We start from the raw sequence: 20,988 nt of genomic DNA on the forward strand, positions 1-20,988 counted from the left end.
GGGGTCCTCACCGCGGCTGCTGGTCCTTCGAGTCTCACGTGAAAGTTGATGTTGAGGCCGTCTTTTCCGCGTGGACACGCCGTTTTCTTTTGCACGTGACGCGGGCCTCCCAGTACGGTGGACCCGAACGCGCGCGAGGCTCGCTTCACGCTGTGCTTGAAGGTGTCCACCCCGGGTGGCCGCCGATCACCGGGGCGATGTGCCTCGCGCTGACCTCTCGAGATCTCGAACAAAGGGAACCAACACCGTGGCTGCACCCCAGAACTACCTGGCCGTCATCAAGGTCGTCGGCATCGGCGGCGGCGGCGTGAACGCCGTGAACCGCATGATCGAGGTGGGGCTCCGCGGCGTGGAGTTCATCGCCATCAACACGGACGCCCAGGCGCTGCTGATGTCGGACGCGGACGTGAAGCTGGACGTGGGCCGCGAGCTCACCCGTGGACTCGGCGCGGGCGCGAACCCCGAGGTCGGCCGCCAGGCCGCCGAGGACCACGCGGAGGAGATCGAGGAGGTCCTGCGGGGCGCGGACATGGTGTTCGTGACCGCGGGCGAGGGCGGCGGCACCGGCACCGGCGGAGCGCCCGTCGTGGCCCGCATCGCGCGCTCGCTCGGCGCCCTGACCATCGGCGTCGTGACCCGTCCGTTCACGTTCGAGGGCCGCCGTCGCGCCGGCTCCGCCGAGGCGGGCATCGACGCCCTGCGGGACGAGGTCGACACCCTCATCGTGATCCCGAACGACCGCCTGCTGTCCATCTCGGACCGCAACGTCTCGGTCATGGACGCCTTCCGTCAGGCGGACCAGGTGCTCCTCTCCGGCGTCCAGGGCATCACCGACCTGATCACCACCCCGGGCCTGATCAACCTCGACTTCGCGGACGTGAAGTCCGTGATGCAGGGCGCGGGCTCCGCGCTCATGGGCATCGGCCACGCGCAGGGCGAGGACCGCGCCGTCAAGGCGGCCGAGCTGGCGATCGCCTCGCCGCTGCTCGAGGCCTCCATCGACGGCGCGTACGGCGTGCTGCTCTCCATCCAGGGCGGCTCCGACCTCGGCCTCTTCGAGATCAACGAGGCCGCGCGACTGGTCCAGGAGGTCGCCCACCCGGAGGCCAACATCATCTTCGGCGCGGTCATCGACGACGCCCTCGGCGACGAGGTGCGCGTGACCGTGATCGCCGCGGGCTTCGACAAGGTGGACGTCACCTCCGCCCCGGCCGCCCCGCAGGCCGCGCAGCAGCAGCAGGCGGCCCCGCAGCGGGCCGCGGCCCCCGCGCAGCCGCAGCCCGTCCCCGCCCAGCCGCAGCCGGCCGCCCCGGCCCCGCCGCAGCAGGCCGAGCGCCCCGCCGTGCGCGGCACCGTGCCGCTGGCCCCGCAGGAGCAGCAGCCGCGCCGCCAGCAGGACCTGCCCACCGTGGTGGAGCCGGACCTCGGCGCCGGGTCCTCGGACCTGGACGTCCCGGACTTCCTCAAGTGACGGCCGCGGAGGGGCCGGCCGGGACCACACGGGTCCCCGCCGGCCCCTTCGTGCACCGCGAGACCGTCCGCACCGCGACGGGCGCCGTGCACGTCGCCTGGACCTCCGTGGCCGCCGGCAACCTCGCGCTGCACGTGGTCCCGCCGGACGAGGCCGAGGGGCTCGCTCGCGTCAGCGCCGCCCGTCGCGCCCTGGAGCGCGTGATGGGGGTCCCCGAGGGCGCCACGCTCTATCTGGACCAGGTGCACTCGGCCGACGTCGTGTGGGCGGACGGGCCCGGGCGCGGCGGTGCCCCGGCCCCCGTGGCCGACGCCGCCGTGAGCCGCGACGGGTCCCGGCCGCTGGCCGTCATGGTGGCCGACTGCCTCCCCGTGGTCCTCGTCGACGAGACGACCGGCGCGACCGCCGTGGCCCACGCCGGGCGACGCGGGCTGCTGGAGGGCGTCCTGGAGGCGACCGTCGATCGGCTGCTCTCCCTGCGTCCGGAGGCCGACCGGGCCGGTCCCGGCCTGCGCGCCTGGATCGGCCCCGGCGTGTGCGGCCGCTGCTACGAGGTGCCCGCGGCCATGCGCGACGACGCCGCCGCCCGCCTCCCGGCGACCGCCGCCACCACGTCCTGGGGCACCCCCGCCCTCGACCTGCCCGCCGGCGCCGCGGAGGTCCTCCGTGCCCGCGGGGTGGCCGCCGCGACGATCGACGTGTGCACGCGGGAGGACGAGCGCCTGTTCTCGCACCGTCGGGCGCCCGGTGAGGGCCGGTTCGCCGGCCTCGTCTGGCGCGCCGACCCCGACGCCACCACCCCGAGAGGAGACGCATGACCGCCCCCGCCACCGCCGGGCCGACCCCGACGGACCCCCGCGCCCGGGAGATCGCCGACGCGCTCGCCGCGGTGCACTCCCGCATCGCCGACGCCGCGCGGGACGCCGGGCGCGAGGCGGAGCCCGCGCTCGTCGTCGTGACCAAGACCCACCCCGCCGAGGACGTCGTGCGCCTCACCGCGCTCGGCGTGACCGACGTGGGGGAGAACCGCGACCAGGAGGCCCGGCCCAAGGCCGAGGCCGTCGCTGCGGCCCTGGGGGCGGACGCCCCGCGCTGGCACTTCGTGGGCCAGCTGCAGACCAACAAGGCCAAGTACGTGGTGCGCTACGCGTCCGTGGTGGAGTCGGTGGACCGACCCGAACTGGCCGAGGCGCTCTCGCGGGCGCTCGTGCTGCGGCGCGAGCGCGAGCCCGAGGCCGCGATCCCCGACCTGGAGTGCCTCGTGCAGGTGGATGTCGACGACCGCGCCGACGAGGACCGTCCCGAGGGGATCGGCCCGCGCGGCGGCGCCCGCCCCGAGGACGTCCCCGCCCTCGCGGCCGTCGTCGCCGGCCTGCCGGGCCTGCGGCTGGGCGGGCTGATGTGCGTGGCACCGCGCGGCCTGGACCCGGAGGACGCGTTCCGCCGGCTCGCCGCTCTCGGCGGGCGCGTGCGGCAGACGCATCCGGAGGCCACCGCGCTGTCCATGGGGATGAGCGCGGACCTCGAGGCGGCCGTGCGCGCAGGGGCGACACAGGTGCGCATCGGCTCCGACGTTCTGGGGGCCCGGGACGCGGTGGGCTAACGTTGACCCCGCGCGTCCCGGCGGGACGCGACAGGACCGTGCGGACGCATGCGCACCGACGACGAACGACGGCGGCCCCCGGGGCCGGAGGACGTGGTGAAGGAAGACTCATGGCTGGTGCCCTGAAGAAGACGATGATCTACCTCGGCCTGGCCGACGGCGACGAGTACGACGAGCAGCCCCGTGCCACCGAGCGGGAGGCCGCGACCCGACACGAGGTCGTCGAGGCGCGACGCCCCGCGGAGCCGGACACCGACCCCCACATGGAGGCCGTCCGCCCCGCTGCGGTCCGCGATCCCGAGCCGGCCGAGCGGCCGGAGCCCGTGATCCCGTCCGGCTCCACCGCGGCCGAACCCGTCGAACCCCGGCGTCCGGCGCGTCCCGAGCCGGTCGACCCGGGCTACCGGGCCCCGGTGACCCCCATCAAGCGAGCCGCAGCGTCGTCTGCCGAAGGAGCCTCCGTGCACACCCTGTCCACCGTCCACCCCCGCTCCTACAACGACGCGAAGGCGATCGGCGAGGCCTTCCGCTCCGGCGTCCCCGTGATCATGAACGTGACCGACCTCGGTGAGAACGAGGCCAAGCGCCTCGTGGACTTCGCGGCCGGCCTCGTCTTCGGCCTGCACGGCTCGATCTCCCGCATCACCAGCAAGGTGTTCCTGCTGACCCCGGCCACCGTGGACGTCGTCGGCGCCGAGCAGGGCGAGTCCGGCGCGGTCGACTCCCCGTTCGACGGCGACTGAGGCGCCCATGCAGCTGCTCCTCGCCCTCGCCTACCTCGCCCTGACGGTGGTGCTCGCGGCGCTGACCGTGCGGATCGTCCTGGACGTCACGCAGTCGTTCGCCCGCCACTGGCGCCCCACCGGGGCGGCCCTCGTGCTGGCCAGCGGCGTGTACGGGGCCACCGACCCGTTGCTGCGCCCCGTGCGTCGTGCCGTGCCGCCGGTGAACCTGGGCGGCATCGGCCTGGACGTGGCCTTCCTCATCGTGTTCCTCGGCGTCGTCCTGCTGCGGGTCCTGGTGCTGAGCCTGGCCGGCGTGGCCTGACCCGCGGCCCGGGGCGGCTGTCGGCCCCGGTGGTAGTCTTCGCGGCAGGATCGGCGCCGCCCCTCACCGGCGCGCCGGCCGTCGACGCGCCGGGCCGCCCGGCCGTCCCCGAGCACCGAGCAGAGAGCGAGACGGTTCCATGGCGCTGTCCTGGGAAGACGTGGTCAACAAGCAGTTCCAGCCCACGAAGTTCCGCGAGGGCTACGACCAGACCGAGGTGGATGACTTCCTCGACGAGATCGTGGCGGAGTTCAAGCGCCTGATCGCCCTCAACGAGCAGCTCGAGTCCGAGAACGCGGAGCTGCGCGCCGGCGGCGCCGCCCCGGCCGCCGGCCCCGCTGCGGACACCCCGCAGGCCGCCGCGACGCCGGCCTCCGTCGAGGAGGCGGCCCCGGCCGCCGCCCCCGAGTCCGCCGACGCGGCCGCGACCTCCGCCGCCGGCGTCCTGGCCATGGCCCAGCGGCTGCACGACGAGCACGTCGCCGCGGGCGAGCAGCGCAGCACCGAGCTCGTGGCCGAGGCCGAGGCCACCGCGGCCCGGCTCGTCAGCGACGCCGAGGAGCAGAAGGCCCGCACCCTCGAGGCCCTGGCCGAGGAGAAGGCCGGTCTGGAGGGCGAGGTCGAACAGCTGCGCAGCTTCGAGACCGACTACCGCAGCCGCCTCACCTCCTACATCGAGGGCCAGCTGCGGGAGATCCGCGCCCAGAAGCGCGTCGAGCCCCCCACGCCCACGGCGTGAGTCGTGCCGTCGACGCCGCGCCGGCCCCGCGATCCCCTCGCGCGGGCCGGCGAGCCGTGCTCACCGCCCTCATCGTGGCGGTGCTGGCCTACGCCCTCGACCAGCTGACCAAGTACGCGGTCGAGAGCACGATGCAGCTGGGGGACTCCGTCACGGTGATCCCCGGGGTGCTGCGCTGGCACTACATCCTGAACCCGGGCGCGGCCTTCTCCATCGGCGAGGACCACACCTGGGTGTTCACCGTCATCCAAGCCGTGGTGGCGGTGGCCGCCCTCGTCGGGATCGCCCGCGTGCGCTCGACGCCGTGGGCCCTGGCGTTGGGCGGGCTCGCCGGCGGCGTGCTCGGCAACCTCACGGACCGGCTGTTCCGGCCCCCGGCGTTCGGGCGCGGCCACGTGGTCGACATGATCTCCGTGCCGCACTTCGCGATCTTCAACGTGGCGGACTCGTTCATCGTCTGCTCCGTCATCGGCGTCGCCCTGCTCGTGATGACCGGCCGCCGCCTGGACGGCACACGGGAGGCGTGAGGACATGGGCATGAGACCGGGACTGACCGAGCGGCTCGAGGTCACCGAGGCCGAGGCGGGCCGGCGGGTCGACGCGGTGCTCGCCGACGCGTTCGGCGTCTCCCGCTCGCTGCTGGCGGACTGGTTCACCCGGGGCCTGGTGCGGGCCGAGTCGCGCTCCGGCCGCCGGGACCGCGTCCTGGCCAAGTCCGCGAAGGCCGTGGCGGGGGAGACCCTCGCCGTCGACGTCCCCGACGACCCCGACCCCCTGGAAGTGAGGGCAGAGCGCGTGGACGCGCTGAGCATCCTGTACGAGGACGAGGACCTGGTGGCCGTGGACAAGCCCACCGGCGTGGCCGCACACCCCTCGCCCGGCTGGGTCGGGCCCACCGTGGTGGGCGCCCTGGCCGCCCTCGGCTACGACATCACCACCTCGGGCGCCCCCGAGCGCCAGGGGATCGTGCACCGGCTCGACGTCGGCACCACCGGGGTCATGGTCGTGGCCAAGACCGAGCGCGCCTACACGGCCATGAAGGACCAGTTCCGCGAGCGCGTGCCGGAGAAGGTCTACCACGCCGTGGTCCAGGGCATCCCGGACCCGCTGAGCGGCACCGTGGACGCGCCCATCGGGCGGCATCCCGGCCATCACTGGAAGTTCGCGGTGCTCGAGGACGGCCGGCCGTCCGTGACCCACTACGAGACGCTCGAGGTGTTCGGCCGGGCCACCCTGCTCGAGGTCCACCTGGAGACCGGGCGCACCCACCAGATCCGCGTGCACACCTCGGCGCTGCGCCACCCGTGCGTCGGCGACCTCACGTACGGGGCGGATCCGCGCCTGGCGGCCGAGCTCGGGCTGACCCGCCAGTGGCTGCACGCCCACCGGCTGGCGTTCCCGCACCCGGTCACGGGGGAGCCGGTGACGATCACCTCCCCGTATCCGGAGGACCTCGCCCACGCCCTGGCGGCGCTGCGCGGCGACGAGGACTGAGCCTGCACCGTCGACGTGACCCCCGTCCCGGTCCGGCCCCGCCGCCCGGGCACCACGAGTAGGCTGGTGCGGCCCCGCTGTCCTCCCCGTCGAAAGGCCCACCCCGCATGACCGTGTCCGCCGACGCCCGCGCCGACGCCGTGAAGGACGGCGGCTTCGTCCACCTGCACACGCACACCGAGTACTCCATGCTCGACGGCGCCGCGAAGCTGGACGACCTGTTCGCCGAGGCTCAGCGGCTGGGCATGGACTCGCTGGCCATCACGGACCACGGCTACCTCTTCGGCGCCTACGACTTCTGGTCCAAGGCGAAGGCGGCGGGCGTCAAGCCGATCATCGGGCTCGAGGCCTACGTGGCCCCCGGGCATCAGCACCGCACGGACAAGGAGAAGACCCGCTGGGGCGAGCCCCACCAGCGGGGGGACGACGTGTCCGGCGGCGGTGCGTACACGCACATGACGCTGCTGAGCGAGACCACCGAGGGGATGCACAACCTGTTCCGGATGGGCTCGATCGCCTCGCTGGACTCGGTGTACGCCAAGTGGCCGCGGCTGGACCGGGAGCTGCTGAGCCAGTACTCGAAGGGCCTGATCGCCACCACGGGCTGCCCCTCCGGCGAGGTGCAGACGCGCCTGCGCCTGGGCCAGTACCGGGAGGCGATGCAGGCGGCCTCGGACTTCCGGGACATCTTCGGCAAGGACAACTACTACTGCGAGATCATGCACCACGGCCTCGACATCGAGCGCCGGGTGATGACGGACCTGCGCCGGCTCGCCAAGGACCTGGGCCTGCCGTTCGTGGCCACGAACGACCTGCACTACACCCACGAGCACGACGCCAAGGCGCACGAGGCGCTGCTGGCCCTGCAGTCGGGCTCGAAGCTCAACGAGCCCAGCTACGACCAGGGCGGCTCCCGCTTCGCGTTCTCCGGCACCGAGTACTACCTGAAGTCCCCGCGGCAGATGCGCGAGCTCTTCGCGGAGCTGCCCGAGGCCTGCGACAACACGCTGCTCATCGCCGAGCGGTGCGAGGTCGAGTTCGACACGAAGGCCAACTACATGCCGGTCTTCCCCACGCCGGAGGGCGAGGACGAGACCAGCTGGCTCATCAAGGAGGTCGCCTCCGGTCTGGCCTACCGCTACCCGGACGGCGTGCCGGACCACGTGCGCAAGCAGGCGGACTACGAGCTGGACGTCATCATCTCGATGGGCTTCCCCGGGTACTTCCTCGTCGTGGCCGACTTCATCAACTGGGCCAAGGAGAACGGCATCCGGGTGGGCCCGGGCCGTGGCTCGGGCGCCGGATCGATGGTGGCGTACGCGCTGCGCATCACGGACCTGGACCCGCTCAAGCACGGGCTGATCTTCGAGCGGTTCCTCAACCCGGACCGCGTGTCCATGCCCGACTTCGACGTCGACTTCGACGACCGCCGTCGCTCCGAGGTGATCGACTACGTCACCCGCAAGTACGGCGACGAGCGCGTCACCATGATCGTCACGTACGGCACCATCAAGACCAAGCAGGCCCTGAAGGACTCGGCCCGCGTGATGGACCAGCCGTTCTCGATGGGCGAGTCCCTCACCAAGGCGCTGCCGCCGGCGGTGATGGCCAAGGACATCCCGCTCAAGGACATCGAGGACCCCGCGGCCCCGCGCTACGGGGAGGCCGCGCCCTTCCGCGAGCTGATCGCCACGGACCCGGTGGCGAAGGAGGTCTTCGAGACCGCCAAGGGTCTCGAGGGTCTGAAGCGGCAGTGGGGCGTGCACGCGGCCGGCGTGATCATGTCCTCGGTGCCGGTGATCGACGTCATCCCGATCATGCGTCGTCTCCAGGACGGCCAGGTCATCACCCAGTTCGACTACCCGATGGCGGAGTCCCTGGGCCTGATCAAGATGGACTTCCTGGGGCTGCGCAACCTCACGATCATCTCGGACGCGCTCGAGAACGTGAAGGCGAACCAGGGCGTGGACCTGGACCTGGAGACCCTCGACGTGGACGACCCGGCGGCCTACGAGCTGCTGGCCCGCGGCGACACCCTCGGCGTGTTCCAGCTCGACGGCGGCCCCATGCGCTCGCTGCTGAAGATGATGCGCCCGGACAACTTCGAGGACATCTCGGCGACCATCGCCCTGTACCGCCCCGGCCCCATGGGCGCGAACTCGCACACCAACTACGCGCTGCGCAAGAACGGGCAGCAGGAGATCACCCCGATCCACCCGGAGCTGGAGGAGCCGCTGCGGGAGATCCTGGACACCACCTACGGCCTGATCGTGTATCAGGAGCAGGTCATGGCGATCGCCCAGAAGGTGGCGGGCTACTCGCTCGGCCAGGCCGACATCCTGCGCCGCGCGATGGGCAAGAAGAAGAAGTCGGAGCTGGACAAGCAGTACGAGGCGTTCCACCAGGGCATGCTGGACCGCGGCTACTCGGAGGCCGCGGTGAAGGCCCTGTGGGACATCCTGCTGCCCTTCTCGGACTACGCGTTCAACAAGGCGCACTCGGCCGCCTACGGCCTGGTCTCCTACTGGACGGCCTACCTCAAGGCGCACTACCCGGCGGAGTACATGGCGGCGCTGCTCACCTCGGTGGGCGACGACAAGGACAAGCTGGCCATGTACCTCAACGAGTGCCGCCACATGGGCATCACGGTGCTGCCCCCGGACGTGAACGAGTCCCACCTGACCTTCACCCCCGTCGGCCGGGACATCCGCTTCGGCATGGGCGCCGTCCGCAACGTGGGCGCCAACGTGGTCAAGGGCATGGTCCAGGCGCGCGAGGACAAGGGCTCGTACACGGGCTTCGGCGACTTCCTGGCGAAGGTGCCGCTCGTGGTGTGCAACAAGCGCACCATCGAGTCCATGATCAAGGCCGGCGCCTTCGACTCCCTCGGCTACGCCCGCCGCGCCCTGCTGGCCGTGCACGAGGAGGCCGTGGACGCCACCGTGGCGCAGAAGCGCAAGGAGGATCACGGCGAGTTCACCTTCGACCTGTTCGCGCTCGGCGGCGGCGACGAGGACGACTCCGACGCCGCGGACGGCGTCGCCGTCCCGGACCTGCCGGAGTGGGCCAAGAAGGAGAAGCTCGCGTTCGAGCGCGAGATGCTGGGCCTGTACGTGTCCGACCATCCGCTGCAGGGCCTCGACGGCGTCCTGGCCCAGCACGCCGACGTCCAGATCACCCGCGTGCTCGACGACGACGGGCCCGCGGACGGCGCGATCGTCACCATCGCGGGCCTGGTCACCACGCTCGAGCGCCGCATCGCCAAGTCCTCGGGCAACGCGTACGCGCGCTGCGAGATCGAGGACCTCGGCGGCTCGATGGACGTCATGTTCTTCGGCCAGGTGTACGCGCCCATCGCGATGATGCTGGCCGAGGACCTCGTCGTCGCCGTCAAGGGCAGGGTGCAGCGCCGGGACGACGGGTCGGTGTCCCTGTCGGCGATGGAGCTGACCATCCCGGAGCTCTCGGACGGCCCCGGCGGCCCCGTGCGGATCACGCTGCCCGCGTTCAAGGCCACGGAGCAGGTCATGGGCCAGCTGGCGGACGTGCTGCGCACCCACGAGGGCTCCTCGGAGGTGCGGCTGTCCCTGGTGGGCCAGCGTGCCACGCAGGAGTTCCAGCTGGGCCCGCAGTTCCGGGTGAGCCCGAACCCGGCGCTGTTCGGGGACCTCAAGATCCTGCTGGGTCCGGCCTGCCTCGGCTGAGCGGACGTAGCATGGGAGTGCCCCGCCCAGGAGGAGAGAGCTGATGCACTGCCCGTTCTGCCGTCATGAGGACTCGCGCGTGGTCGACTCGCGCTCCCTCGACGACGGCTCCGCCATCCGTCGGCGTCGGCAGTGTCAGGCCTGCGGGAAGCGGTTCACCACCATGGAGACCACCGCCCTGACCGTCGTCAAGCGCTCCGGGGTGGCGGAGCCGTTCGACCGCTCCAAGGTGATCAACGGCGTCCGGAAGGCGTGCCAGGGGCGGCCGGTGACGAGCGACGACCTGGCCATGCTCGCCCAGGAGGTCGAGGAGACGGTCCGTGCCACGGGCAACGCCGAGGTGGACGCCCACGACGTCGGCCTGGCCATCCTCGATCCGCTGCGCCGTCTCGACCAGGTGGCCTTCCTGCGCTTCGCCTCCGTCTACCGGGACTTCGAGTCCCTCGACGACTTCGAGGAGGCCATCGCGGAGCTCCGGGCCGGTGACGGGGACGACCGCGGCCGTCCCGCCGTGCAGCCGCGGCTGTTCACCCGCTGACCTGGGCCGATGCGACGGCGCGGCCGGGATCGACGCTGCAGTGGTGCGCACGGCCTCCAGGCGCTACAGTGATCCCCGGGTCGACCTCGGTCGGCCCGGCAAGACTGCCGAGGGCGGTTCCGGAGGGGAAGCCGGAACCGCCCTCGGTGTCTGCGCCCTCAGTTGCCGTCGGCGAGCGAGCCGTGCGCGGCCAGGGCGGCGCCCACGATGCCCGCGTTGTTCTGCAGCTGGGCCGGGACGATCGGGGTGCGCAGGCGCAGCAGCGGCAGGTAGTCGTCCGGCCGCTTGGAGATGCCGCCGCCGACGATGAACAGGTCGGGCGAGAAGATCCGCTCCACGTGGGAGAAGAAGCGCTGCAGTCGCTCGGCGTACTCGGCCCAGCTGAGCTGATCGCGCTCCCGGGCCTTCGCGGAGGCCCGCGACTCGGCCATCACGCCGTCGAGCTCCAGGGATCCGACCTCGAAGTTCGGGACGAGCACGCCGTCGTGGATCATCGCGCCGCCGATGCCGGTGCCGAGCGTGATCACGTGCACCAGGCCGCGCACGCCCCGCCCGGCCCCGTAGCGGGCCTCCGCGAGGCCGGCCGCGTCGGCGTCGTTGACCACGGTCACGGGGCGGCGCAGGTGCTCCTCGAACGTGCCGCGCAGATCGGTGCCGATCCACGAGTGGTCGATGTTGTTCGCGGACAGGCACACCCCGTCCTTGACGATCGAGGGGAAGCACACGCCCAGCGGGGCGGAGGGCTTCGGCGCCTTCTCGCGCCCGTCGAGCTCGGCGGTGATGGCCGCCAGGGTCGCCGCCACGGGCTCGGGCATGGCCGGCTGCGGCGTGGGGATGCGGAAGCGGTCCCCGCGCAGGGTGCCGGCCTTCGGCCCCGACCCGAGGCGGACCAGGCCGCCCTTCATGCCGGTCCCCCCGACGTCGATGCCGATCGTCGTGGGGTACTTGGAGGAGCGCTGGGCGGTGCTGGTGTGCGTCGTCACGGCCCCCAGCTTAGTGCCGGGTCACGGCAGCGTGAGAATCTCCGCGCCGTCGTCCGTGACCACGATCGTGTGCTCGAACTGCGCGGTGCGACGGCGGTCGCGGGTCACCACGGTCCAGCCGTCGTCCCACTGGTCCCACTCGATCGTGCCGAGGGTGAGCATCGGCTCGATGGTGAACACCATGCCGGGCACGAGCAGGCGGTCGTGGGCCGGGGCCGCGTCGTAGTGGGGGATCACGAGGCCGGAGTGGAAGTCCACGCCCACGCCGTGGCCGATGAAGTCGCGCACCACGCCGTAGCCGAAGCGCTTGGCGTAGGACTCGATGGCGCGGCCGATCACGTTGACCTGACGGCCGGGCTTCACGGCGCGGATGCCGCGGCGCAGGGCCTCCTCGGTGCGCTCGACGAGCAGCCGGGACTCCTCGTCCACGTCGCCGACCAGGTAGGTGCGGTTGTGGTCCCCGTGGACGCCGTCCAGGTACGCGGTGATGTCCAGGTTGACGATGTCCCCGTCCTCCAGGACGGTGCCGTCCGGGATGCCGTGGCAGATGACCTCGTTGATCGAGGTGCAGATGGACCGCGGGAAGCCGCGGTAGCCCAGGCAGGACGGGTAGGCGCCGCGCTCCACGAGGAAGGCGTGCGCGATCCGGTCCAGCTCGTCCGTGGTGACGCCCGGGCGGATGTGGGCGGCGGTGTGCTCCATGGCCTGCGCGGCCAGGCGGCCGGCGGCGCGGATCCGCTCGACGCCGGTGGCGTCGTAGACGTCCGAGGCGTTGCCCTCGTCCGGGGTGGCCCTGCCGACGTACTCGGGGCGCGGGATCGCGGCCGGCACGGGCGGGGCGGGGGACGGGGCCCCGGGCGTCAGAGTGCCGACGGGGGCGAGCGACCCGGGCTCCGGTGCGGTGGGGCCCGCGGGGCGGGGACCGTTGTGGCTGGACGGGGCGGCGGGGTTCTGACGCTGGGACATGTCCTCCAGCCTATCGGCCCGGCTACTGTGGCCCCCATGACCGAGACGAGCGAGTTCTGGTACAACGTCAACACGCATCAGGTGGAGGTGGGCGCCCAGTCGGACTGGTCCCAGCTGCTGGGCCCGTTCGGCACCCGTGAGGAGGCCCAGGCCGCGATGGACCGCGTGCGGGCGAACAACGAGGCCGCCGACGCCGAGGACGCGCGCGACGACGACTGGGACAGCCGTCCCGTCGACGACGCCTCCTGACCGCGGCACCGGACGACACCGGGCCCCCGTCCCTCGGGACGGGGGCCCGGTCGTCTCAGGGGGCGGGTTCAGCCCTCGAAGCCGTGCTCCGGGGCCGGGAACGCGCCGTCGAGCACGTCCGCGCGATAGGCCCGGACCGCCTCACCCACGACCTCGTGCAGGCGGGCGTACTGACGGACGAACCGGGGCACCCGTCCCTCGCGTAGACCGAGCATGTCCTGCCACACGAGCACCTGGCCCGTGGTGCCCGGGCCCGCGCCGATGCCCACGGTGGGCACCCGCAGTGCGGCGTCGACGGCGGCGGCGACGTCCGAGGGGACCATCTCCATCAGGACGGCGAACGCCCCCGCGGCCTCGAGGGCCTGGGCCGACACGGTCATCCGCTCGGCCGCCCCCGCGCCGCGGCCCTGCACCCGGTAGCCGCCGAGCACGTGCTCGGACTGCGGGGTGAAGCCGATGTGGGCCATGACCGCGACGCCGGCGGCCGTCATCGCGGCCACGTGCTCGGCGAAGCGCTCGTCGCCCTCCACCTTGACGGCGTGCGCGCCGGACTCCTTCACGAGGCGGACGGCCGACTCGACGGCCTGCCGCGGGGAGGCCTCGTACGAGCCGAAGGGCAGGTCCGCGACCACGAGGGCACGCTCGGCACCGCGCACCACGGCCTGGGTGAACAGGATCATCTGGTCCAGGGTGACCGGCAGGGTGGTCGGGTGGCCCAGCATGGTGTTGCCCACCGAGTCGCCCACGAGCAGCACCTCGACGCCGGCCTCGTCGAACAGGGCCGCCGTCATCGCGTCGTAGGTGGTGAGCATCGCGAAGCGCCGGCCCTCGTCCTTGGCCCGCTGCAGGTGGACCGTCCGGTACCGGGACGGGGCGGGCGGACCGTAGGGGGCGGTGTCGTCAGGCTGCCGGGGGGACTGGGGAGCAGACATGGGCCGGAGTCTACGCGGCGCGTCTAGAGTGGCGGCATGGATCGACAGCAGGACTACGTGCTCCGCACCATCGAGGACCGGGACGTCAGGTTCGTCCGGCTCTGGTTCACGGACGTGATCGGCACCCTGAAGTCGGTGGCCCTGTCTCCGGCCGAGGTGGAGAACGCCTTCACGGAGGGCCTGGGCTTCGACGGCTCCTCGATCGACGGATACACCCGCATCTCCGAGTCGGACATGCTGCTGCAGCCCGACCCCTCGACCTTCCAGATCCTGCCGTGGCGCGGCGACCAGGGACAGAGCTCCCGGATGTTCTGCGACGTGCTCACCCCGGACGGCCGCCCCGCCCCCGCCGACCCGCGGCACGTGCTGCGCCGCGTGCTGGACCGGGCCGCCGACCGGGGCTTCACGTGCTTCACCCACCCGGAGATCGAGTTCTACCTCCTGCAGTCGGACCAGCCCGGCCCGGACGGGGAGCCGGTGCCCGTGGACCGCGCGGGCTACTTCGACAACGTGCCCGGCTCCGACGCGGCCGACTTCCGCCGCGACGCCGTCAGCCTCCTCGAGGGGATGGGCATCTCCGTCGAGTTCAGCCACCACGAGAACGGCCCCGGCCAGAACGAGATCGACCTGCGCGCGGCGGACGCGCTCACGACGGCGGACAACGTGATGACGTTCCGGACCGTCGTCAAGGAGGTCGCCGCCGCCCAGGGCACCTACGCCACGTTCATGCCCAAGCCGTTCTCCCACCACCCGGGCTCCGGCATGCACACCCACTTCTCCCTCTTCGAGGGTGACGCGAACGCGTTCTACGACCCCGCGGACGAGTTCCGGCTCTCCGTCACGGGCCGCCGGTTCATCGCGGGCCTGCTGCGCCACTCCGTGGAGATCACCGCGGTGACCCACCAGTTCGTGAACTCCTACAAGCGCCTCTGGGGCGGGGGAGAGGCCCCGTCGTACACCTCGTGGGGGCACAACAACCGCTCCGCCCTCGTGCGCGTGCCCCTGTACAAGCCGGACAAGGCCGGCTCGGCCCGCATCGAGTACCGCGGCATCGACGCCTCGGCCAACCCGTACCTCGCCTACGCCCTGCTGATCGCGGCCGGGCTCAAGGGCATCGAGGAGGGCTACGAGCTGCCCGAGTCCGCCGCCGAGGACATCAGCGCGCTGACCACCCACGAGCGGCGCGTGCTCGGCCACGTCCCCCTGCCCGGCACCCTGCACGACGCCCTGCGCGCCGCCGAGGAGTCCGAGTTCGTGGCATCCGTTCTGGGCGAGCACGTCTTCGACGCCCTGCTGCGCAACAAGCGCCAGGAGTGGGACGACTACCGGGTGGAGGTCACGCCGTACGAGCTGCGGCGCTACCTCTCCGGCCTCTGAGGCGCCGGCCGTGTCCGCCCTGCCCGACGCGGCGACCGCCGACGCCCCGGACCGCCGCACCCTCGCGCACGCCGGCGTCGCCGACGCCGGCCGCGTGCAGACGCTGCTCACCTCGCCCGAGTTCGAGGGCGTGGACGTGCGTCCCCTTGTCGAGCTCCTCGGCCACGCCGCCGATCCCGACCGGGCCCTGCTGCTGTGGGTGCGCCTGGCCGAGCGCGAGCCCCGCGTCCACCACGCCCTCCGGGACCCCGAGACGACGGCCCGCCTGCTGCGGCTGCTCGGCGCCTCCGAGGCCCTCGGCGAGTTCCTCATCCGCCGTCCCGAGCAACTGGACCTCGTCCTCGACCCGGACGCGGCCGCCGCCACCGCACCCGCCCTCGCCCAGCCCGACCCGACCGCCGGCGAGCCCTGGGGTGATGCGTCCGCCGCCCTGCGCCGCCTGCTCCTGGACTCGGTGGACGCCGACCCGGACGCCGACCGCCCCCTCGCGGCCGTCACCGGCAAGGACGCCGCCGTCGCCTTGCGCCGCGCCTACCGCCGCCAGCTGGCCGCGATCGCCCTGCGCGACCTCGACTCCGCCGAGCCCACGGCGGCCATGCCCTCGGTGGGCCGCTGGCTCGCGGACCTGGCCGGCGCCGCCGTGGACGCGGCGCTCGCCGTCTCACGGGCCGTCCTCACCGAGCGGGAGGGCCCCGTGGTGGACCGCGTGGACCTCGCCGTGATCGGCATGGGCAAGTGCGGCGCCGGCGAACTCAACTACGTCTCAGACGTGGACGTCGTGTTCGCCCACGCCGTCCGCGAGGCCGCGGACGGCGCGGACCCCGACGCCGAGGTCCCGGACGGGCCGCGCGCCGCCGCGCTCGCGGCCGAGCTGGCCGCGGGCATCGGCCGCGTGATCCAGGGCGCGGCCCCCGAGCCGGGACTGTGGGAAGTCGACGCCAACCTGCGTCCCGAGGGCAAGGACGGCGCCCTGAGCCGCACCGTGGAGTCCCACGCCGAGTACTACCGCCGCTGGGCCCACGGCTGGGAGTTCCAGGCCCTGCTCAAGGCCCGCCCCATCGCGGGCTCGCCACAGCTCGGCGAGCGCTACATCGCGGAAATCTGGCCCCGGGTGTGGGAGTCCTCCGCGCGCGACGGGTTCGTCGAGTCCGTCCGGGCCATGCGCGCCCGGGTCCTGGACACCCTCGCCCCCGCGGAGCGCGAGCGGGAGATCAAGCTCGGGCCCGGCGGCCTGCGCGACGTCGAGTTCACGGCCCAGCTGCTCCAGCTCGTGCACGGCCGTGCGGACGAGTCGCTGCGGGTGCGCGGCACGCTCGACGCGGTGCGGGCGCTGCACGCCGCCTCCTACGTCACCACGCGAGACGCGCGGGCGTTCGACGAGCACTACCGGTGGCTGCGCACCCTCGAGCACCGCATCCAGCTCGTGCACCTGCGGCGCACCCACCTGATGCCGGTCAAGGAAGAGGCCCGCCGCGTCGTCGCCCGGTCGATGCGCGGCGCCGCCGACCGGGGCCCCGCCACCGGCGAGGACCTCCAGGCCGAGTTCACGCGCGTGCGCCGCGCCGTGCGCGGTCTCCACGAGACCGTGTTCTACCGGCCGCTGCTGTCGACGACGGCCGCCCTGTCCGCCGAGGACGTGCGGCTGTCCGCGGAGGCCGTCCGCGACCGCCTGGCGGCGCTGGGCTACCGCGACCCGCAGGGCGCCCTGCGGCACATCGAGGCCCTCACGCAGGGCGTCTCGCGCCGGGCCGCGGTCCAGCGGCAGCTGCTGCCGGCCATGCTCGGCTGGTTCGCGCGGGGCGCCGACCCCGACGGCGGCCTGCTCGCCTTCCGCCGGCTCTCCGAGTCGCTGGGCGGCACGGCCTGGTATCTGCGGATGCTCCGCGACTCCTCGGACGCCGCCCGGCGGCTGTGCCTGGTCCTGTCCGGCTCCCGGTTCGTGGGGGACCTGCTCGAGCACTCGCCCGAGGCCGTGGCCTGGGTGGGGGACGACCGGGAGCTCGACCCCCGGGGCGCCATACAGCTCTGGCGCCAGGTCGACGCGCGGCTCGACCGCCGCGTGGCCGCGGAGGAGGCCCCCGCGGCCGTGCGCCATGTGCGGCAGGTGCGCCGCAGCGAGACCCTGCGCGTGGCCCTGGCGGACATCTCGGGGCTGCTGGACCTCGAGGCCGTCACCGGGGCCCTGTCGGACATCGACCAGATCACCGTCGTCGGCGCCCTGCGCGTGGCCTCGCGCGCCGTCGTCGGGGACGCCGACCCGCTCACCGACGTGCTCGTGGTGGCCATGGGCCGCCAGGGCGGCCGGGAGATCACCTACGGCTCGGACCTGGACGCCCTGTTCGTGCACCGGCCACGCCCCGGCGTCGACGAGGGGCGGGCGCGCGAGCAGGCCGAGGAGGTCGTGCGGACGCTGATGTCCCTGCTGCACCGCCCCGCGACCCCGCCGCTGCCCGGCGAGCGGCCGCTCGAGGTGGACGCCGACCTGCGCCCCGAGGGGCGCCAGGGGCCGCTCGTGCGCACCCTGGACTCGTACCGGGAGTACTACGGGCGCTGGGCGGAGATGTGGGAGCGTCAGGCGCTGCTGCGCGCCCGGCCCCTGGCCGGCGACGACGACCTGGCCACCGACTTCCGGCGGTGGGCCGACGGGGTCCGCTACGCCGGGGACCTGACCACCGCGGACGCGCGGGAGATCCGGCGCATCAAGGCCCGTGTGGAGGCCGAGCGCCTGCCCCGCGGCGCGGACCCCTCCCGGCACGTCAAGCTCGGCCGCGGCGGGCTCTCGGACGTGGAGTGGCTGGTGCAGTCCCTGCAGCTGCGCCACGCGGGAGAGGTCGAGGACCTGCGGGTCACCGGCACGCTGCCGGCCCTGCGGGCGATCGCCCGGCACGGGCTGCTGCCCGAGGCCGAGGTCGCCGTGCTGGAGGAGGCGTGGCTGCTGGCCACCCGGATCCGCGCCGCCCTGCTGCTGTGGACGGGCAAGGTCTCGGACGTGCTGCCCACGAACATGCGCGACCTCGAGGCCGTGGCCCGCCTCAGCGGGGTGGGCACGGCCGGCGGGGAGCTCGAGGAGCGCTACCTGCGGGTGACCCGCCTGGCCCGTCAGGTGTTCGAGACCCGGTTCTACGGGCTCTGAACGACGCCGGCCCGCCACCTCGACGGGGTGGCGGGCCGGCCGTGCTCCGGTGTCGCGAGCGCCGGCTCAGGCGCGCACGACGTGCTCCCCGAGCAGCTCCAGGGTGCGTCGCCGCACGCCGGCGTCCTGGGCCGCCGTCGTGATGATCAGCTCGTCCGCCTGGACCCGCGCCGCGAAGTCGTGCAGCCACGCCGCCGTCGTCGGGCCGGTGCCCACGGCCGTGCACTCGAGCATCCCGAGCACCTGCTGACCGGCGGGGGAGTGCAGCAGCATCTCGACCTCGTCGTCGGTGAGGGTGCGGCCCCGGCCGAGCATCATCCGGATGCGCGCCCGCTGCGCGGCCTGCCACTCCCGCTCGGCCACCTCCTCGGTGTCCGCGGCGATCACGTTGGCCGCCGCGATGAAGTGCGGCTCCGCGAGGGCCTCGGAGGGCTCGAAGTGCTCCCGGTACAGGCGCGCCGCATGCTCGAGCATCTGCGGTGCGAAGTGGCTCGCGAACGCGTAGCCCAGGCCGAGCTGCGCGGCCAGCTGGGCGCCGAACGCCGAGGAGCCGAGGATGTACAGCGGCACGTTGGTGCCCTTGCCGGGGTAGGCGTCGATGCCGGGGATCAGGCTCTGGCCGGTGAGGTAGCCCTGCAGCTCGAGCACGTCCTGCGGGAAGCGCTCGGCCGCCGACGGATCCCGGCGCAGCGCCTGCAGCGTCCGCTGGTCGGTGCCGGGGGCGCGACCCAGGCCCAGGTCGATGCGGCCGGGGTGCAGCTCGGCCAGGGTGCCGAACTGCTCGGCGATCACCAGCGGCGAGTGGTTGGGCAGCATGACGCCGCCGGAGCCGAGGCGGATCGAGTCGGTGTGCGCGGCCACGTGCGCGATGAGTACGGCCGTGGCGGAGGAGGCGATGGAGGGCATGTTGTGGTGCTCCGCGTACCAGACGCGCCGGAAGCCGGCGGCCTCGGCGACGCGGGCCTGCTCCACGGATTCGGCGAAGGCTTCGCCCATCGGGGCGCCGTCGCGGACGAGGGCGAGGTCCAGCAGGGACAGCGGCAGGGGGGTGGGGGCGGTGTGCTCGGTCATGGTGCTCCTGGTCTGCGGGCCGCCCGGCCGGGCGGAGGTCTCCACAGATCCAGCGCCCACCGGCCCCGGACTATTCCGCGGCCGGGCACGACGACGGCCGCCCGCCTCCGGCGTGGGAGACGAACGGCCGTCGTCGGGGCCGCGGCGGGCGGATCAGACCGAGTAGTACAGCTCGAACTCGTAGGGGTTCGGGCGCAGGGCCAGCGGGGCGATCTCCATCTCGCGCTTGTACGCGATCCAGGTCTCGATCAGCTCCTCGGTGAACACGTCGCCGGCCAGGAGGAACTCGTGGTCCTCCTCGAGGGCGTTCAGGGCCTCGTCCAGGGTGGCGGGTGCCTTCTGGATGTCGGCGGCCTCCTCGGCCGGCAGCTCGTAGAGGTCCTTGTCGATCGGCTCGGCCGGCTCGATGCGGTTGCGGATGCCGTCCAGGCCGGCCATCAGCTGCGCGGCGAACGCGAGGTACGGGTTGCCCGAGGCGTCCGGGGCGCGGAACTCGATGCGCTTGGCCTTCGGGTTGGAGCCGGTGATCGGGATGCGGATGCCCGCCGAGCGGTTGCCCTGCGAGTAAACCATGTTCACGGGGGCCTCGAAGCCCGGCACCAGGCGGCGGTAGGAGTTCACCGTGGGGTTGGTGAAGGCCAGGACCGCGGAGGCGTGCTTCAGCAGGCCGCCGATGTACCAGCGGGCGGTGTCCGAGAGGTTCGCGTAGCCCTTCTCGTCGAAGAACAGCGGCTCGCCGCCGTTCCACAGGGACTGGTGGCAGTGCATGCCGGAGCCGTTGTCGCCGAAGACGGGCTTGGGCATGAAGGTCGCGGACTTGCCGAACATGTTGGCGACGTTCTTGACGACGTACTTGAACTTCTGCAGGTCGTCCGCCGAGTGGGTCAGCGTGTTGAAGCGGTAGTTGATCTCCGCCTGGCCCGCGGCGCCCACCTCGTGGTGGGAGCGCTCTACCTCGAGGCCGACCTCGGCCAGGACCGAGCAGATCTCGTCGCGCAGGTCGGCCTGCTTGTCCGTGGGGGAGACGGGGAAGTAGCCGCCCTTGAGGCCGGTCTTGTGGCTCAGGTTGCCGCCCTCGTCCTCGCGGGAGGCGTTCCACCAGGCCTCGTCCGAGTCCACGGCGTAGAACGAGCCGCGGGGGGAGGACTCGTAGCGGACGTCCTCGAAGATGAAGAACTCGGCCTCGGGGGCGAAGAACGCCGTGTCGGCGATGCCGGAGGAGCTCAGGTAGGCCTCCGCGCGCTGGGCCACGCCGCGCGGGTCGCGCAGGTAGGGCTCGCCGGTGCGGGGGTTCACGATGGAGAAGTTCATCGTGAGGGTCTTGCGGACCCGGAAGGGGTCCACGAAGGCCGTCGCGACGTCCGGGATGAGCTGCATGTCGGACTCGGCGATGCCGGCGAAGCCCCGGATCGAGGAGCCGTCGAAGAGCTGGCCCGTGACGAAGAAGTCCTCGTCGACGCTCGAGGCGGGCACGTTGAAGTGGTGCTGCATGCCGGGGAGGTCGGTGAAGCGGACGTCGACGAACTCGATCCCCTCATCCTTGATGTACGCGAGGACGTCCGCGGGGGAGGTGAACATGGTGCGCTCCTGTGGTCGTGACGATGGTGGCATGTCCGGCACGGCGGCGCTGGCGTGGCGGGTGTCATCACCCTACTTGCCCGGCGGCCTCCGTGGGCGTCGG

At 73.0% G+C, this 20,988-nt stretch carries 18 protein-coding genes; 13 read left to right on the plus strand and 5 right to left on the minus strand.

Annotated elements, in window-relative coordinates:
• Nucleotides 1-247 precede the first annotated feature (247 nt).
• The 10 genes from ftsZ to nrdR all read left to right on the plus strand — a co-directional run bounded on the left by ftsZ (nucleotide 248) and on the right by nrdR (nucleotide 10,596).
• On the plus strand, nucleotides 248-1,471 hold the full coding sequence (gene ftsZ / locus NR073_RS02935) for a cell division protein FtsZ (RefSeq protein ID WP_049146932.1): 1,224 nt from the start codon (nucleotides 248-250) through the stop codon (nucleotides 1,469-1,471).
• A complete protein-coding gene (locus NR073_RS02940; protein WP_060974345.1) occupies nucleotides 1,468-2,289 on the plus strand; it encodes a polyphenol oxidase family protein in 822 nt (273 codons plus the stop codon). Before ftsZ ends, NR073_RS02940 begins: the two co-directional genes overlap by 4 nt.
• Complete coding sequence (locus NR073_RS02945) at nucleotides 2,286-3,074, plus strand: YggS family pyridoxal phosphate-dependent enzyme (protein WP_256748603.1); 789 nt, start codon at nucleotides 2,286-2,288, stop codon at nucleotides 3,072-3,074. Before NR073_RS02940 ends, NR073_RS02945 begins: the two co-directional genes overlap by 4 nt.
• A gap of 110 nt (nucleotides 3,075-3,184) precedes the next feature.
• On the plus strand, nucleotides 3,185-3,817 hold the full coding sequence (sepF, locus tag NR073_RS02950; RefSeq protein ID WP_127435625.1) for a cell division protein SepF: 633 nt from the start codon (nucleotides 3,185-3,187) through the stop codon (nucleotides 3,815-3,817).
• 7 nt (nucleotides 3,818-3,824) lie between these two features.
• Nucleotides 3,825-4,121 carry a YggT family protein gene (locus NR073_RS02955; protein ID WP_049146938.1) on the plus strand — a complete coding sequence of 99 codons (297 nt, stop codon included), beginning with the start codon at nucleotides 3,825-3,827 and terminating at the stop codon, nucleotides 4,119-4,121.
• Nucleotides 4,122-4,260: 139 nt separating this feature from the next.
• Complete coding sequence (locus NR073_RS02960) at nucleotides 4,261-4,860, plus strand: DivIVA domain-containing protein (protein ID WP_073116553.1); 600 nt, start codon at nucleotides 4,261-4,263, stop codon at nucleotides 4,858-4,860.
• A 56-nt stretch (nucleotides 4,861-4,916) separates the two neighbouring features.
• Complete coding sequence (gene lspA / locus NR073_RS02965; protein ID WP_115166288.1) at nucleotides 4,917-5,387, plus strand: signal peptidase II; 471 nt, start codon at nucleotides 4,917-4,919, stop codon at nucleotides 5,385-5,387.
• 4 nt (nucleotides 5,388-5,391) lie between these two features.
• On the plus strand, nucleotides 5,392-6,354 hold the full coding sequence (locus NR073_RS02970) for an RluA family pseudouridine synthase (RefSeq protein ID WP_082067607.1): 963 nt from the start codon (nucleotides 5,392-5,394) through the stop codon (nucleotides 6,352-6,354).
• Nucleotides 6,355-6,461: 107 nt separating this feature from the next.
• Entirely contained in the window at nucleotides 6,462-10,058 is a 3,597-nt protein-coding gene (gene dnaE, locus NR073_RS02975; RefSeq protein WP_044659512.1) for a DNA polymerase III subunit alpha, read from the plus strand.
• A 43-nt stretch (nucleotides 10,059-10,101) separates the two neighbouring features.
• Nucleotides 10,102-10,596: a transcriptional regulator NrdR gene (nrdR, locus tag NR073_RS02980; protein WP_002855838.1), complete on the plus strand. Its 495-nt coding sequence runs from the start codon at nucleotides 10,102-10,104 to the stop codon at nucleotides 10,594-10,596.
• A gap of 158 nt (nucleotides 10,597-10,754) precedes the next feature.
• On the opposite strand, the gene ppgK is transcribed toward nrdR, so the two are convergent.
• Both ppgK and map read right to left on the minus strand, forming a co-directional pair.
• Nucleotides 10,755-11,579, minus strand: coding sequence for a polyphosphate--glucose phosphotransferase (ppgK, locus tag NR073_RS02985; RefSeq protein WP_049146942.1), 825 nt, complete (start codon nucleotides 11,577-11,579; stop codon nucleotides 10,755-10,757).
• Between the two features lie 21 nt (nucleotides 11,580-11,600).
• On the minus strand, nucleotides 11,601-12,545 hold the full coding sequence (gene map / locus NR073_RS02990) for a type I methionyl aminopeptidase (RefSeq protein WP_127435149.1): 945 nt from the start codon (nucleotides 12,543-12,545) through the stop codon (nucleotides 11,601-11,603).
• Between the two features lie 36 nt (nucleotides 12,546-12,581).
• Between map and NR073_RS02995 the strand changes: the two genes are divergently transcribed.
• Nucleotides 12,582-12,794 (plus strand): SPOR domain-containing protein, encoded by a 213-nt coding sequence (locus tag NR073_RS02995; RefSeq protein WP_036340724.1) that lies wholly within the window; start codon nucleotides 12,582-12,584, stop codon nucleotides 12,792-12,794.
• A gap of 68 nt (nucleotides 12,795-12,862) precedes the next feature.
• Here NR073_RS02995 and panB read toward each other — a convergent pair whose 3' ends face one another.
• Entirely contained in the window at nucleotides 12,863-13,726 is an 864-nt protein-coding gene (gene panB, locus NR073_RS03000) for a 3-methyl-2-oxobutanoate hydroxymethyltransferase (protein ID WP_044659514.1), read from the minus strand.
• A 36-nt stretch (nucleotides 13,727-13,762) separates the two neighbouring features.
• Between panB and NR073_RS03005 the strand changes: the two genes are divergently transcribed.
• Nucleotides 13,763-15,103: a glutamine synthetase family protein gene (locus NR073_RS03005; RefSeq protein WP_044659515.1), complete on the plus strand. Its 1,341-nt coding sequence runs from the start codon at nucleotides 13,763-13,765 to the stop codon at nucleotides 15,101-15,103.
• Nucleotides 15,104-15,113: 10 nt separating this feature from the next.
• On the plus strand, nucleotides 15,114-18,236 hold the full coding sequence (locus NR073_RS03010; protein WP_082067608.1) for a bifunctional [glutamine synthetase] adenylyltransferase/[glutamine synthetase]-adenylyl-L-tyrosine phosphorylase: 3,123 nt from the start codon (nucleotides 15,114-15,116) through the stop codon (nucleotides 18,234-18,236).
• Nucleotides 18,237-18,302: 66 nt separating this feature from the next.
• On the opposite strand, the gene NR073_RS03015 is transcribed toward NR073_RS03010, so the two are convergent.
• On the minus strand, nucleotides 18,303-19,307 hold the full coding sequence (locus NR073_RS03015) for an LLM class flavin-dependent oxidoreductase (protein WP_036314199.1): 1,005 nt from the start codon (nucleotides 19,305-19,307) through the stop codon (nucleotides 18,303-18,305).
• 153 nt (nucleotides 19,308-19,460) lie between these two features.
• A complete protein-coding gene (glnA, locus tag NR073_RS03020) occupies nucleotides 19,461-20,885 on the minus strand; it encodes a type I glutamate--ammonia ligase (protein WP_036314201.1) in 1,425 nt (474 codons plus the stop codon).
• Nucleotides 20,886-20,988: the final 103 nt, after the last annotated feature.

The organism is Micrococcus sp. Mcc28, from assembly GCF_024519775.1.
GTDB lineage: Bacteria > Actinomycetota > Actinomycetes > Actinomycetales > Micrococcaceae > Micrococcus > Micrococcus luteus.